The sequence below is a fragment of the Arthrobacter sp. TE26545 genome (genome assembly GCF_056279005.1).
The window spans coordinates 1,000,082-1,014,001 of record NZ_JBWBQM010000001.1 but is presented as its reverse complement, the minus strand read 5'-3'; the positions used below and the strand labels follow the sequence as shown (position 1 = coordinate 1,014,001).

Genomic DNA, 13,920 nt, shown 5'->3' with positions numbered 1-13,920 from the left:
AGGGACTATTGAAGGGTGAGCGAAAAGCAAGACACCCCGGTTGCCGAGTCTGTACCCGACACGAAGGCAGCCGGCCCCCAGGACCCCGGCCAGCCCGCAGTCAAGCCCGTTATCGCAGCAAAGGCGGCAAAACGGGCCAATGCCTCGGTGATCGGCATGGTGATCGCGCTCTTGGTATGCGTGCTGGCTTTCCTGCCGATCGTGCTCATGAACCCGACGCCGAAGAGCGACGGCTACCGCCCGAACGTCGACGTCGCAGCCATCGCCGCGAACGCCAAGGATGTGGCGGGATTCACACCAGTGGCCCCCGATGCGGGCGACACATTTCGGCCGAACTACGCCCGCTGGGAATCCGGCAGCGGCACTGGCGTCCCCACCTGGGAAGTGGGTTTCCTGACGCCGAAGGAGTCGTTCATCGGCCTGGTCCAGACCCGCAAGGCCAACCCCACCTGGCTGCTGCAGCAGACCAACAACGCCCCGGTGACCGGAAAACGGAACGCCGGCGGCCGGGACTGGGAACTGCGCGACGCCGGCAAGGGCAACCGCAGCATGGTCCTGCAATACAAGGGCACCACGATCATCCTGAAAGGCCCGGCAAGCCTGGACGAGATGTCCGCCCTGGCCGCCGCCGTCGTAAAGTCCGCCGACACAGTTTCCCCCGCCCCGTCCACGACCCCGTAAAGTAGCCGCGTGGCTACCTACCTGACTCCTGCACTTGCCTGGCGCCGCCTGCGCGAAGGAAACGAGCGCTTCGTCTCCGGCGAATCCCGGCATCCCAACCAAGATGCGTCCCGCCGCGCTTCCCTGGTCGAGGACCAGCATCCTTTCGCGGTGATCTTCGGCTGCTCCGATTCCCGCCTCGCCGCAGAGATCATCTTCGACCTCGGCCTGGGCGACGCCTTCGTGGTGCGCACCGCCGGCCAGGTGATCGACGACGCCGTGCTCGGCTCCCTGGAATACAGCATCTCCCAGCTCCACGTCCCGCTGATCGTGATCCTCGGCCATGACAGCTGCGGCGCAGTGAACGCCACCAAGGCCGCCGTGGAAACCGGCGAGATGCCGCCCGGCTTCATCCGCGACCTCGTGGAACGCATCACCCCCTCGGTGCTGACGTCCCTCCGGAACGAACAGACCGAAGTCAACGACATGGTGGTGGAACACGTGAAGCAGACGGCGGCCCGCCTGGCCGACAGCTCGCGTGTGATCTCGGACGCAATCGAGGAAGGACGCACCGCCGTCATCGGCCTCTCCTACAAGCTGGATGAGGGCCGCGCGGCGCTGGTTTCCGGAATCGGCCAGCTATAGCGTTCGGACCCTGCCCGACGGCGGCCCTCCCGGGGGCCGCCGTAGCCTTCCGTTCGGGTTTCGGCTGGGGCGGCTGCCCGCAATAAGCTAGCCCCATGACTTCCACTCAAGAAACGAATGCTGAGTTCCGCATCGAGCACGACACCATGGGTGAAGTGCGCGTTCCCGTGAACGCTCTGTACCGTGCCCAGACGCAGCGCGCCGTGGAGAACTTCCCGATTTCCGGCAAGACCCTCGAGCGTGCCCACATCGAGGCCCTGGCCCGCGTGAAGAAGGCCGCCGCACTGGCCAACGCCGAACTTGGGGTGCTCGACGGTGAGCTCGCCGAGGCTATCGCCGCCGCCGCGGATGAGGTTGCTGCCGGGAAGTACGATGGCGACTTCCCGATCGACGTCTTCCAGACCGGTTCGGGCACGTCCTCGAACATGAACACCAACGAAGTGATCGCGGAGCTCGCTACCCGTGCACTGGCCGCCAAGGGCAGCGACAAGGTTGTCCACCCGAACGACCACGTGAACGCCTCGCAGTCCTCCAACGACGTCTTCCCCACTTCTGTGCACGTCGCCGCCACCTCGGCGTTCATCAACGACCTCATCCCGGCCCTCGAATACCTGGCCGCCTCCCTGGAGCGCAAGGCCGTGGAGTTCAAGGACGTCGTCAAGTCCGGCCGCACCCACCTCATGGACGCCACCCCGGTCACCCTGGGCCAGGAGTTCGGCGGCTACGCAGCACAGGTGCGCTACGGCATCGAGCGCATCAACGCCGCCCTCCCCCGCGTTGCCGAAGTTCCGCTGGGCGGCACCGCCGTCGGCACCGGCATCAACACGCCGGCCGGCTTCCCGGAACGCGTCATCGAACTGCTCTCCGCCGACACCGGCCTGCCGCTCACCGAAGCCCGCGACCACTTCGAGGCCCAGGCCAACCGAGACGGCCTGATCGAGGGTTCCAGCCAGCTGCGCAACATCGCGATCTCCTTCATGAAGATCAACAACGACCTCCGCTGGATGGGTTCCGGCCCCAACACGGGCCTGGGCGAAATCGCTATCCCGGACCTGCAGCCGGGCTCCTCGATCATGCCCGGCAAGGTCAACCCGGTCATCTGCGAAGCCTCCATCATGGTGTGCGCCCAGGTCATCGGCAACGACACCGCCATCGCCTGGTCCGGCACCAACGGCGCCTTCGAACTGAACGTCGGCATCCCGGTCATGGCCGCCAACCTGCTCGAGTCCATCCGCCTGCTGGCCAACACCAGCCGCGTCATGGCCGACAAGATGATCGACGGCATCACCGCCAACGTGGAGCGTGCCCGCTTCCTGGCCGAGGCCTCCCCGTCCATCGTGACCCCGCTGAACAAGTACATCGGTTACGAGAACGCAGCCAAGATCGCCAAGATCGCCGTCAAAGAAGGCCTGACCATCCGCCAGGCCACCGAGAAGCTCGGCTTCGTCGGAGAAGGCGAAGGCAAGGTCTCCGTGGCCGACCTCGACAAGGCCCTGGACGTCACCACCATGACCTCCCCGGCCCACAAGGCCTAGCTACCTTCAGGCAGCACCGCTGCCAAAACCACGACGGCGGCCGGCACCTTCCGCACGGAAGGCGCAGGCCGTCGTCGGCGTTTCCGAGGCCGGCGTGCTGGATGCCGGGTGCTACATGTGCCTGAGGGGGCCGGCGTCCGTGAGCTCGACGGTGCCGTGGCCGTTGCGCAGCACCAGGGTTTCGCCGTCCAGCCTCCAGATGACCGGCTGTTTGAAGAGCTCGTGGGTCCAGTTCTCGTAGCTGCTATCCGGGCCGGGACATGCCATGGCGGTCGATATGATGTCTCCCGGAATCCAGCGGCCCTCCTCAACTTTGACCTCAACCCCCAGGCTGTTGCAGGGCGTCTTCACCCCCACTGTCCAGGTCCCGTTGACGAACACCATGGAAACCTCCAGGGGCTTCCTCTTCAGCCACGACAGTTTGCCGGAAGCGTCCCTGCCGCCGGTCGAGCGGTAGAGCCGGCAACCCAGCGGCCCGCCCCCGCAAACTGGTCCGGGTACTCGAGCGGTTGGCGTGGGCGCGGCGGACTGCGATTCGTCCGGGGCGGGCGCCGTCGGACCATTGCCACAGCCGGCCAAGGCCACGAGCACGAGTATCGGCGCCGCGTGCCTGGAGAACACTTTGCGCACGTGCATGCAAGCCCCCGAATGTCTATTCGCAATCCCCCGGTCAGGGCCAAGTCTTCTCCCGGGGATGAGGGTACGGAAGCACAGCCGCGTTGCAGTTTCGCGCGGAAGGTCACGGCCGGCAAACGGATGCCGCGCCTTGTTAAACTTGGACGGTGAGCCTGGATCCCGATGAATCGACAACCACCAGCCCCGCCGTCCGTTGGGGACTGGGCGCAGTGCTGTTTGCGCTGCTGGCAGTTTCCATGGGCTCCACCGCGAACGGCAATGGCGCCATGATCGCCGGGGCCGTGCTCTGTGGGGCGGCAGCATGCTTCGCGGGCTATCGCGCCGTCAGCGCCGCGAAGGCCCGTTCCTAGGCGCCCTGTTCCGGCCCCGCCAAACCGGCAGGAGCGCCCTCCGAGACGGCACGCCGCACGCACTCGAGGTGGCTCGGCCCGATGTCCGGCAGATTATCGGGGCTGAACCAGCCCACCGCGAGGGATTCGTCGTCGTTGACCCGCGCCTCACCGGAGACGTAGCGGCACCGGTACTCCACGCTGAGGAACGTGCAAACATCGCCGTTGGGGAAGGTGATGGGTCCGTTGACAACGACATCCAGGAGCCTTTCCACCACGGCGACCACACCGGTTTCTTCCTCGATTTCCCGCACGAGCCCGGCCGCAGGTTCTTCGCCCGGCTCGAGGATACCGGTGATGAGGGCCCACCGTCCGTTATCCGCCCGCCGGCCGAGCAGGATCTCACCGGCATCGTTGAAGACCACCCCGCGCACGCCGGGGAGCCAGAGCGGATCGTGGCCGATTTTTTCGCGGAGTTTCAGGACGTAGTCGGGCGCCGGCATGGCACCAGCCTACGGCCCGGGCCCGCCGCCCGGGCTCAGGCGGGCAGTACCGCCATGGCCGCGGTGGCGCCTGCGAGCATGAACGGCCCGAAAGGAATCGCGGAACTGAGGGTTCCGCGCCGCGCTGCCAGGATGAACAGGCTCCACAGCCCGCCGAAGAGGAAGGCAAGGAACGTCCCGGCGAAGATGTGCGTCCACCCGAGGTAGCCCAGGTAGAGGCCCAGCACTCCAGCCAGCTTGACGTCCCCGAATCCCATGCCCGGGGGGTGGATCAGCCGCAGGACGAAATAGAAGAGCCACAGCGCCGCTCCCCCGGCCACGATCCCGAGGACAGGCACCCCGAACAGGGCGGCTCCGGCGTCGGGCGTTTCCTGCAGCGCACCGGAAGCGGCAACGGCGAGGGCCGCCCCGGCGAGCAGCACCCCGGCAACCGCGTAGGAAGGGAACACGATCCGGTTGGGCAGCAGATGGTGGCGGACGTCGATGATCGTCAGCCGGACGGCCATGACGGCGAAGTAAAGGCACGCGGCCAGGACCAGCCAAAAGGCAACGGGGCTTGCGCTCCACAGTTCACTGAGTCGTCGGATCACTCTCGGATGCTATCCGTTTTGCCGACGGAGCCGCTCGGGCCGGGCCGTATTATGTGGATATGGGGCGCTACAATGCAGATTCCGGGGGCGGACATACCCCCGACATGTCCTCCACATTCCGCAATCTCTGCCGGTCCTCGCCGTGGAAATGGACCAGTCTTCGCTTCGAATACCTCGACCTTCCCGGAGACGGGAGCGGGAGCGGCCCCATCAAGGCATGGCTGCGCCGGCCGGGAGCTCTCCGGCTTGAGAGTGCAGACGGCGTCCTGCTGCACAGCACCACGGGTATCAACGATTCGCGGGACAGCTTCTACGTCCGTTCCAGCCGCAGTTCCTGGCTGCTGCCTGCCCACCTGGTGACCCCGGTATACGACGGCGCCGGGCTGGTCCGCCGCAGGCCGGAGGCCGCGTACGGGGAGCCGTCCTTCGGGAACGGCCGCCTGGCCGCGGCACTCGACCCGGTGGAACTTGCCGGCAATGCCCCGGTGCCGATCGAGTTTCCGGAGAGCAATCCCGTGGCGCTCGGGCCAGTGCGCGAGGTGGACCATGAGGGTCGTCCGGCCTTGGAGTGCGTGGTGGTTCCGGGGCCCAACTACGCCCCGGCGGACGCCGGTTCTCCCCTGTGCCTGCCCGGCCGGACCCGCCTGCGGATCGACGCCGCCACGGGCGTCTGCGTAGCGAGCGAGGGACTCGACGGCGGCACCGCCGGTACCGGGCATTGGATCCGCATCCTCGGCGTGGACGAGTACATGCTGGACGACCTGTTCCTGGCCAAGTCCATGAACCTGAGCGACGTCCGGCAGCACATCAGCTGGGAGCCCGGCGCGCAAAGCGGCTAGCGGTCCCTCCACGTAAGCTGGCCGGATGACATCGCTTTCGGACATCTGGCCCGCCTTCGGACTAGTCCTGACCACCCCGCGGCTGCAGTTGAAGCCCGTGCAGGACGAGCATCTCCCGGCCCTGTTCGATGCGGCCAGGAGCGGAATCCATGAACCCGGCCACAGCCCCTCAGCACCCCGTGGGCGGAAGCGCCTGCAGCGGAGCTCGGCCCCAGCCTCGCCCGCTGGCACTGGACCTGCCGCTCCAGCACAACCCCCGAAGGCTGGACCCTGCTGCTGGGCATCTGGCACGAGGGTGGACTGGTCGGCTGCCAGGACATCGGCGCCAAGGACTTCAACGTCCTGAAAACGGTCGGCACCGGCTCCTGGCTGAAGCAGTCCGCGCAGGGCCTCGGCCTCGGCAAGGAGATGCGTGCCGCCGTCGTGAACTACGCCTTCGACCACCTCGGCGCGGAAGTAGCGCAGTCCGAAGCCGCCGCCTGGAACGAAAAGTCCCTGGGCGTCTCCCGCTCCCTCGGCTACGAACTGAACGGTACCTACCGCACCAACTGGGGCCCGAAAGTCGAAGAAGTCCAACGCGTCCGCGTCACCCCCGCAAGCTTCAAGCGCCCGAGCTGGACCCTGAAGGTAGAAGGCCACGAACGGTTCGCCAAGTTTCTCGGGCTCTGAGGGTAGCGCCGCACAAGAGGCGACGGACGCACGAGACGGGACGGCGGGCCTCCGTAGAGGAGCGCATCGCGGCGCATCTGACCCCGGAGGTCGCCCAGCGACCGCAGGGGTGCCTATGCGTCGTGTCTAAGCGACGACGGAGGGCCGTCTCCCGGCGGACCCAGCAACGGCAGCGGCACCCAAGCAAGGAGCGGCACCCCAGTTGGGTGGGTGCCGCTCCTGCGGATGGTCGTCTTAGCGCAGCTGGGTTAAATCTCCGCCCCTTCGAGCAGTTCCGTGACGAGCGCTGCGATGGGCGAGCGTTCGGAGCGGGTGAGGGTGATGTGGCCGAAGAGCGGGTGTCCCTTGAGGATTTCGACGACGGCGGCCACGCCGTCGTGCCGCCCGACCCGGAGGTTGTCCCGCTGGGCGACGTCGTGGGTGAGGACGATCTTGGAGTTCTGTCCGATGCGGCTCATCACGGTGAGCAGGACGTTCTTCTCGAGCGACTGGGCTTCGTCGACGATCACGAAGGCATCGTGCAGGGAGCGGCCGCGGATGTGGGTGAGCGGCAGGACCTCGAGCATGCCGCGGTCCATGACCTCCTCGACGACTTCCTGCGAAACCAGCGCACCCAGGGTGTCGAACACGGCCTGTGCCCACGGGTTCATCTTTTCCGACTCGGAGCCGGGCAGGTAGCCCAGTTCTTGCCCGCCGACGGCGTAGAGCGGCCGGAAGACGATCACCTTGCGGTGTTCGCGGCGTTCCAGGACGGCTTCGAGGCCGGCACAGAGCGCAAGGGCGGACTTGCCGGTGCCGGCGCGCCCGCCGATAGACACGATGCCCACGGAGGGATCCATGAGCATGTCGATGGCGAGCCGCTGTTCGGCGGAGCGTCCGTGCAGGCCGAAGACGTCGCGGTCTCCCTTGACGAGGCGCACCTGCTTGTCCGCTCCCACCCTTCCGAGGGCCGATCCGCGGTTGGAGAGGAGCACCAGTCCGGTGTTGACGGGGAGCTCGGCGGCGGCCGGGATGAACACCGGCTCGTGGCCGTAGAGGGTCCCGATTTCCTCTTCGCTGGCTTCCACCTCGGCCATGCCGGTCCAGCCGGAGTCCTTCACGAGTTCGTTGCGGTACTCGTCGGCAAACAGGCCCATGGCCGAAGCCTTGACGCGCATAGGCAGGTCCTTGGAGACCACTGTCACGTTGTGGCCTTCGTTGGCCAGGTTCTTCGCGACGGCGAGGATCCTGCTGTCGTTGTCCGCCCCCCGGAATCCGGCGGGCAGGACCTCGGTGGAAATGTGGTTCATCTCCACACGGAGGGTGCCGCCGTCGTTCCCGATCGGGATGGGCGTGTTGAGTCCGCCGTGTTCGATACGCAGATCGTCGAGCAGCCTCAGTGCCTTGCGGGCGAAGTAACCAAGCTCGGGATCGTGGCGTTTGCCTTCGAGCTCGGTGATGACCACGATCGGCACAATGACCTCATGCTCGGCGAAACGCAGCAGCGCACGCGGATCGGAGAGCAACACTGAGGTGTCAATCACATAGCTTCGGCCGGTTGCCTTGCCGGCCTGCGGAACCTTGGCTTTGGGGCTCCGCTTGCTGCGAGAGGTAGCTGCACTTTCCCCGTCGGAAACGATTACGGGCAGTTGCTCAGAAATAGCCACATCGACTCCAGCCCCGGGCGTTCGCCCGGATTATTCGTGAGGCGGCTCGGCCGAAGGCCGGGCTCGGCCTTCCACGTATGTGGTGCGATGTTTCGCTCCATCTACTGGCCTCCCCGATCAGCGGGCGGTTTGCCTGCTGATGGGATTAACGTATTCCCGGGCATTTACATTTCCGGTGACAAACTGCGGCGATTCGCGTGTCCGCGATGTGAACTTCATGTGAACCCCGGCCAACCGGCGTCGGGATTGCAGTCGACGGGTCAGGCGCCGAAGCGCCGCTGCCGGCCGGCGTAGTCGCGCAGGGCCCGCAGGAAGTCGATCTTGCGGAAGGCCGGCCACAGAGCCTCGCAGAAATAGAACTCGCTGTAGGCGCTCTGCCACATCAGGAAGCCGGAGAGCCGCTGCTCCCCCGAGGTGCGGATCACCAGGTCCGGGTCGGGCTGGCCGCGGGTGTACAGGAAACGGGAAATGTCGTCCACGGACAGTTCGTCCGCGACCTCGGCCATGTCGCGGCCCTTGGCGAGAGCGTCGTGCAGCAGTTCACGGACGGCGTCGACGATCTCGCGGCGGCCGCCGTACCCGACGGCGACATTCACGTGCAGCTTCTCGCGCACCGGTGTGCGGGCGGTGAGTTTGTTGAGCCGCTCGGCGAGGTAATCGGGCAGGAGTTCAGGGGCGCCCATGGCGTGCACCGAGATGTCCGGGGCCTCGTCCAGGCGGTCCATCGTGTTGGCGATGATCCCCATGAGCAGGTCCAATTCCTCACCGGATCGGCTCATGTTGTCCGTCGAGAGCATGTAGAGCGTAACCACTTTGACGCCGAGTTCCTGGCACCAGCCGAGGAACTCGTGGATCTTGTCCGCACCGGCCTGGTGGCCCTGACTGGTGGGGGCGTTGAACTGCCGGGCCCAGCGCCGGTTGCCGTCCACCATCACGCCGATGTGCCGCGGAATCTTGTCCGTTTCAAGGGCGCGCAGGAGCTTGCGCTCGTAGAAGCCGTAGAGAATCCCGGGCAGCTCCATCCGGATGTTCACCTGACTTCCTTCACTCACCACATACCCGGGCGAGGTGCCGCAGGTGCATCACCTAGGCTACCGCCCCGGGCCGGGATGGACGTGCACGCACAGTCGTGAAGCGAGGCCAACGAAAGTTACTCACTGGTAACCTACCGGATCGTAGCTTACCCTTTAAACCATGTCGGAGCTTCTCTTGGCCAAACCCCTCTGGCGCGGCTGGATCCACGCCGTAGCCACCCCGTTCGCCCTCGTGGCAGGGATCGTGCTGGTGTCCCTGGCGCCGGGCGCGGACCGCAAAGTCGCCTCCGCCGTCTATGCCGTCACGGGCATCCTGCTGTTCGGGGTGTCAGCGGTCTACCACCGCGGCAATTGGCAAGCGAAGACCAGGATGCTCCTCAAGCGTCTGGACCACAGCAACATCATGCTGGTGATTGCAGGCAGCTACACACCCTTGTCCTGGTGCCTGCTGGACCGCCCTACAGCCGTGCTGCTGTTGTGGCTGATCTGGAGCGGGGCCATCTTCGGGGTGCTGTTCCGGGTGCTGTGGACGCATGCGCCGCGTTGGCTCTACGTGCCGATCTACGTGGCGCTGGGCTGCGCCGCGGTGTTCTTCCTGCCCCAGTTCTTCGCCGCGAGCTTCCCGGCTTCAGTGCTGATCTGCGTGGGGGGCGTCTTCTATATTGCGGGGGCCGTGTTCTACGGGCTGAAGGCGCCCAATTTCCGGCCCGGGGTCTTCGGCTTCCACGAGCTCTTCCACGTTTTCACCGTGCTCGGATTCGCTGCACACTTCGCCGCGATCATGGTCGCGGTGCTGCGCTAGCAATACGCTAGGCTGGCGTCCCGCTTCCCGGCAGGAAATAGGCGCTTCCTTCAGGCGTCCGTTCTACCAGCCCGGCGTCAACCAGGTAGCGCCGCAGCATCACATGGTCGTCGCTGTACTGCACGAGCCGGGCGTTGAACGTCCTCTCATCGAGCACCTCGCCCGGAGCAAGGACTTGCTTTGCGATCCATAGCAGGAGCAAGCGCCGCTGTTCCTGGTTCGCCGGGTATCTGTCGATCCGCCCGTCTTTCCGCAGGAACCTCTCAAGGCCCGCCCCGTCCGCCGTATGCCCGGGACGCCGCAGAAACCGCTGGAGATAATCCCGGCTGACGCCTGGAACGGGTTCGGCACCGTCAAGCACTCCGGCGTTCATCAGGGCCGAACGCGCTTTGCTCCTCTCCAAGGCGGAGAGCCGCTTGCCCTCCCGCTCGGCCTCTTCGAGGACCACTTCAGCAAACGCAATCCTGGTCTTTTCATTGAGCAACATGGCAATCAATCCGCGCCATTCCACGCCGCTCATCGCTCCCCCGTGTCCGTCGGGCTGCCCGTCATCGCGGCGAGCTGTTCCTCGAGTTCCGCAAGCGACGCCACCGGCCGCCGGCAGACCATGTCCCGGCACAGGTACACCTGCGGCGAACCGTCCGCGGCGGCAGAGCGGTGCTCCAGCAGTGGAACCGGCTCCTGTTCCGGAACCTGCCCGCCGTCGTCGGGGCCCTGCACGGCAATGACCAGTCCCGGGCTCGGCGAGAGCAGCAGCCGGCGGTGCAGTTCGCGCCGCAGCGGCCCGTCCGGCCCGGCGACTGCGGCCTCCAACGGCCCGGCCAGGGCGGCCTGCCCGGTGGCCAGGAGCCAGCCGGCCACGCGTGGGGCACGGGTGGCGATCGGCGGCAGCAGGTTCAGGATGTTCCCGGCCATCACGCGCTGCCCGTGCGAGCCGGAATAGGCCGCGGACGAAAGCAGGGCCCCGGCGAATGCGGCCGCACCGCTGGGGGCGGCGTTGTCGAAGGGATCCAGCGATGGTTGCTCGCCCTGCGCCCGGAGCACCTGCCCGGACTCCCCCGCCGAATCGGACAGGCGACCTCCGGCCGCAAAGCGGGCAGCGGCTTCCGTCAGCAGCTCCTGCGCGAAGCCGTACCAGCGGGCACGCCCCGTGACTGCGTAGAGCGCCAGCATTCCATCGGCGCAGAAGGCGTAGTCCTCCAGGAGCCCGCCGATTCCACGGGCTGTCCCCTCGTGGGAGACCCGGCTGAGCCGCGGGCGGCCGGGTCCATCACCGCGGGATGGCCCGGCACCCCAGTGCACGCGGTGCAGGTACCCGGCGATGTTTTCCGCCGCCCGGATGAACCGGGGCTCTTCGAGGATGGCCCCGGCCTCGGCCAGGGCGGCGACGGCCAGTCCGTTCCAGCCGGCCACCACTTTGTCGTCCCGCTCGGGTTGGGTGCGGCGCGAACGGGCCGCCAGCAGCACGGGGCGCGAACGCTCCCACAACCCCGCCTCGGCGGCATTGAAGCTGCGGCCCGGATGCAGCGGCGAACCGTCGGCGGACACCGTCCCGCGCCCGGCGACGTTCATCAGCCGGGCCACCGCGGGCCCGTCGTCCGGCCCCAGTGCCTCCTCGAGCTGCGCGGGGCTCCACAGGTAGGTGGCGCCCTCGCGGTGGACGCCGCCCACCACGGTGTCGGCGTCCAGGGAGGAGGCCAGGCCACCTTCCGCTTCGGCGCCTTCCGCCCCCGAATCCAGGCCCAGCGCATCGATCATCCACGCCGCCGCCTCCGAGGCCACCGCGGCGGCTTCCGCTGCCGGGAAGACGGCGTCCCCGCCCAGCCGGACCCAATGCGCGTACGCCCGCACCAGCTGGGCGTTGTCGTAGAGCATCTTCTCGAAATGCGGGACCGACCAGTCGGCCGTCACCGAGTAGCGGGCAAAACCGCCGTCCAGCTGGTCCCTGAGGGCGGACCGGGCCATCGCGGCCAGGGTGCGGCCTGCCATGTCCCGTGCGGCGTCCGAAGTCTCGGAGGGGACCGCCGCGTGGCGGATGAGGAACTCCAGCACCGACGACGGCGGGAACTTCGGCGCGCGGCCGAAGCCGCCGTCGTCGGGGTCTTCCGTACGCGCCAGCTGGCGTACCGCGGCGGCCAGCAGCCCGGCGTCGAACGGCTGCGGAACGGCGTCGAGGACGACGGCGGCAGCCGCCTGGGCGTCCCCCATCCCGGCAGCGAGCCTGCGGGCATTCTGTTCGACGGCGTCGCGGCGTTCCAGCCAAGCCTCGCGGACCGCTTCGAGCACCTGCCGGAAGGAGGGGCGGCCGGGTAGCGGCGCGGGCGGGAAGTAGGTTCCGGCATGGAAGGCCAGACCCTCCGGCGTGAGGAAGACGGACATGGGCCAGCCGCCTTCGCCGCTGATTGCCTGGGTGGCGGCCATGTAGACCGAATCGACGTCCGGCCGCTCCTCGCGGTCTACCTTGATGGCCACGAAATGGGCGTTCAGGTAGTCGGCGGTGTCCTGGTCCTCGAAGGATTCGTGTGCCATGACGTGGCACCAATGGCAGGCGGCATAGCCGATGGAGAGGAAGACGGGAACATCGCGTGCCGCGGCAAGCGCGAAGGCCTCGTCCCCGAAGGGCTGCCAGTGCACCGGGTTATAGGCATGTTGGCGCAGATAGGCCGAGGGCTCGGAGCCGAGGGCATTGAAGCTCCCCGGCTCCTGCGGGCCGTTGCTAGCGGCTGGCTGCTCCGCCATCACCATCTGCCTCGGAATCGGGACCGCCCTCGGCGGCAAGGCGGGCTTCTTCGACCTGGGCGCGGTAGCGGACCCGGCGGATCCGGCGGACCATGTCCACGATCAGGAAGGTCGTCAGCACCACGATGAAAGCGGTCAGGATGAAGCCCCAGGTACCGGGCGTCACCTGGTCCTCCGACAGGCCCGGCCGCAGGGACGGAGTCGGCGAAGGCGCCGGGGTCGTGGCCAGGACGAGGAGCAAGTGGTGCACGGTTCAAACCTTCTGTGGGAGGTGCTGGCTGCCGGGCGGCGTTTCCCGCCTGATTTCTACGTCTGATAGAAATCGCCCCGGCACGTTCTATCTTAGCCCTGCGAACAGGTCCTTTTCGGGCAGTTCGGCCGGGACGCGGGAATGCACCAGGGTGTAGTCCTCCCACGGCCACACCGTGCGCTGCAGCTCCGGGGAGACCGCGAAGAAGAAGCCTTCGGGGTCGATCTGGGTGCGGTGGGCACGGAGCGCATCGTCACGGAGCTCGAAGTAGTCCCCGCAGTCCACCTGCGTGGTGGTCTGGTGCGCGGGCTTTGGCGGAGTGTGGCCTTCGGCGTCGGCCTCCAGCCAGGCGGCCAGGCGGGCGGCGTAGGGCGACTGCAGGCCGGCCTCCTCAAGGGCAAAGTGGAGGGCGCGGAAACGTTCAGGGCTGAAGGCGCGGTCGTAGTAGAGCTTGGCCGGCGCCCAGGCTTCCCCGATGCCCTGGTAGCGCTCGGGATCGCCCGCCGCATGGTAAGCCTCGACGGCCACCTTGTGCGCCATGATGTGGTCCGGGTGCGGGTAACCGCCGTTCTCGTCATAGCTGAGGACGACGTGCGGCTTGAAGTCGCGGACCAGACGCACCAGAGGCGCGGCGGCGCGTTCCAGGGGCTGCAGCGCGAAGCAGCCCTGCGGAAGCGGCGGCGTCGGATCGCCTTCGGGCAGTCCGGAATCCACGAAGCCGAGCCATCGCTGGCGGATGCCCAGGACCTTCGCTGCGGCGTCCATCTCCAGCCGGCGGGCTCCCGCCATGTCCCGCTTGGGGTGGGGGGCGTCCTCCATGCCGGGGTTCTGGATGTCACCGCGGGAGCCGTCGGTGCAGGTCGCCACCATCACCTCGACGCCGGACGCGGCGTACATCGCCATGGTCGCTGCGCCCTTGCTGGATTCGTCGTCCGGGTGCGCGTGGACCGCGAGGAGCCGGAGCGGAGTGGCGGAGCTGGTGGATGTGCTCATCCGGTGACATTCCTCTTTCTAGTGCTGCCGGCCGGGGTGCTGCCGGCAAT

Annotated in this window: 15 protein-coding genes and 1 pseudogene; 7 read left to right on the top strand and 9 right to left on the bottom strand. The window is 67.4% G+C overall.

Going from position 1 to position 13,920, the window contains the following annotated elements; translation table 11 throughout:
* Positions 1-15 precede the first annotated feature (15 nt).
* From ACZ9CK_RS04575 to ACZ9CK_RS04565, 3 genes are all read left to right on the top strand, one after another.
* Positions 16-681, top strand: coding sequence for a DUF4245 domain-containing protein (locus ACZ9CK_RS04575; protein ID WP_426302562.1), 666 nt, complete (start codon positions 16-18; stop codon positions 679-681).
* 9 nt (positions 682-690) lie between these two features.
* Complete coding sequence (locus ACZ9CK_RS04570; protein ID WP_426302561.1) at positions 691-1,305, top strand: carbonic anhydrase; 615 nt, start codon at positions 691-693, stop codon at positions 1,303-1,305.
* 95 nt (positions 1,306-1,400) lie between these two features.
* Positions 1,401-2,840 carry a class II fumarate hydratase gene (locus tag ACZ9CK_RS04565; protein WP_476049368.1) on the top strand — a complete coding sequence of 480 codons (1,440 nt, stop codon included), beginning with the start codon at positions 1,401-1,403 and terminating at the stop codon, positions 2,838-2,840.
* A 111-nt stretch (positions 2,841-2,951) separates the two neighbouring features.
* Here ACZ9CK_RS04565 and ACZ9CK_RS04560 read toward each other — a convergent pair whose 3' ends face one another.
* Positions 2,952-3,224 (bottom strand): META domain-containing protein, encoded by a 273-nt coding sequence (locus ACZ9CK_RS04560; protein ID WP_476049367.1) that lies wholly within the window; start codon positions 3,222-3,224, stop codon positions 2,952-2,954.
* A gap of 398 nt (positions 3,225-3,622) precedes the next feature.
* Between ACZ9CK_RS04560 and ACZ9CK_RS04555 the strand changes: the two genes are divergently transcribed.
* Positions 3,623-3,826 (top strand): hypothetical protein, encoded by a 204-nt coding sequence (locus ACZ9CK_RS04555; RefSeq protein ID WP_426302558.1) that lies wholly within the window; start codon positions 3,623-3,625, stop codon positions 3,824-3,826.
* Here the strand turns inward: ACZ9CK_RS04555 and ACZ9CK_RS04550 are convergent.
* Together ACZ9CK_RS04550 and ACZ9CK_RS04545 are read right to left on the bottom strand one after the other, a co-directional pair.
* Positions 3,823-4,308 carry an NUDIX hydrolase gene (locus tag ACZ9CK_RS04550; RefSeq protein WP_426302557.1) on the bottom strand — a complete coding sequence of 162 codons (486 nt, stop codon included), beginning with the start codon at positions 4,306-4,308 and terminating at the stop codon, positions 3,823-3,825. The genes ACZ9CK_RS04555 and ACZ9CK_RS04550 overlap by 4 nt on opposite strands.
* A gap of 35 nt (positions 4,309-4,343) precedes the next feature.
* Positions 4,344-4,898 carry a prepilin peptidase gene (locus ACZ9CK_RS04545; protein ID WP_426302556.1) on the bottom strand — a complete coding sequence of 185 codons (555 nt, stop codon included), beginning with the start codon at positions 4,896-4,898 and terminating at the stop codon, positions 4,344-4,346.
* 104 nt (positions 4,899-5,002) lie between these two features.
* Between ACZ9CK_RS04545 and ACZ9CK_RS04540 the strand changes: the two genes are divergently transcribed.
* Together ACZ9CK_RS04540 and ACZ9CK_RS04535 are read left to right on the top strand one after the other, a co-directional pair.
* A complete protein-coding gene (locus tag ACZ9CK_RS04540; protein ID WP_426302555.1) occupies positions 5,003-5,737 on the top strand; it encodes a hypothetical protein in 735 nt (244 codons plus the stop codon).
* Between the two features lie 25 nt (positions 5,738-5,762).
* A pseudogene (locus tag ACZ9CK_RS04535) lies at positions 5,763-6,406 on the top strand (GNAT family N-acetyltransferase).
* A 248-nt stretch (positions 6,407-6,654) separates the two neighbouring features.
* On the opposite strand, the gene ACZ9CK_RS04530 reads toward ACZ9CK_RS04535, so the two are convergent.
* Together ACZ9CK_RS04530 and ACZ9CK_RS04525 are read right to left on the bottom strand one after the other, a co-directional pair.
* Positions 6,655-7,929, bottom strand: coding sequence for a PhoH family protein (locus ACZ9CK_RS04530; protein ID WP_426303400.1), 1,275 nt, complete (start codon positions 7,927-7,929; stop codon positions 6,655-6,657).
* Between the two features lie 383 nt (positions 7,930-8,312).
* Entirely contained in the window at positions 8,313-9,074 is a 762-nt protein-coding gene (locus tag ACZ9CK_RS04525; RefSeq protein ID WP_476050855.1) for an isoprenyl transferase, read from the bottom strand.
* A gap of 172 nt (positions 9,075-9,246) precedes the next feature.
* Between ACZ9CK_RS04525 and trhA the strand changes: the two genes are divergently transcribed.
* Complete coding sequence (gene trhA, locus ACZ9CK_RS04520) at positions 9,247-9,888, top strand: PAQR family membrane homeostasis protein TrhA (RefSeq protein WP_476049366.1); 642 nt, start codon at positions 9,247-9,249, stop codon at positions 9,886-9,888.
* Positions 9,889-9,895: 7 nt separating this feature from the next.
* Here trhA and ACZ9CK_RS04515 read toward each other — a convergent pair whose 3' ends face one another.
* The 4 genes from ACZ9CK_RS04515 to mca form a co-directional block, all read right to left on the bottom strand.
* Positions 9,896-10,408, bottom strand: coding sequence for a DUF2087 domain-containing protein (locus ACZ9CK_RS04515; protein ID WP_476049365.1), 513 nt, complete (start codon positions 10,406-10,408; stop codon positions 9,896-9,898).
* Positions 10,405-12,633: a thioredoxin domain-containing protein gene (locus ACZ9CK_RS04510; protein WP_476049364.1), complete on the bottom strand. Its 2,229-nt coding sequence runs from the start codon at positions 12,631-12,633 to the stop codon at positions 10,405-10,407. The genes ACZ9CK_RS04515 and ACZ9CK_RS04510 overlap by 4 nt, the downstream gene beginning before the upstream one ends.
* The gene (locus ACZ9CK_RS04505) at positions 12,605-12,877 is read right to left on the bottom strand and encodes a hypothetical protein (protein WP_426302550.1); all 273 of its coding nucleotides are present in this window, start codon (positions 12,875-12,877) and stop codon (positions 12,605-12,607) included. The genes ACZ9CK_RS04510 and ACZ9CK_RS04505 overlap by 29 nt, the downstream gene beginning before the upstream one ends.
* A gap of 87 nt (positions 12,878-12,964) precedes the next feature.
* Positions 12,965-13,870 (bottom strand): mycothiol conjugate amidase Mca, encoded by a 906-nt coding sequence (mca, locus tag ACZ9CK_RS04500; RefSeq protein WP_476049363.1) that lies wholly within the window; start codon positions 13,868-13,870, stop codon positions 12,965-12,967.
* Between the last annotated feature and the right edge of the window lie 50 nt (positions 13,871-13,920).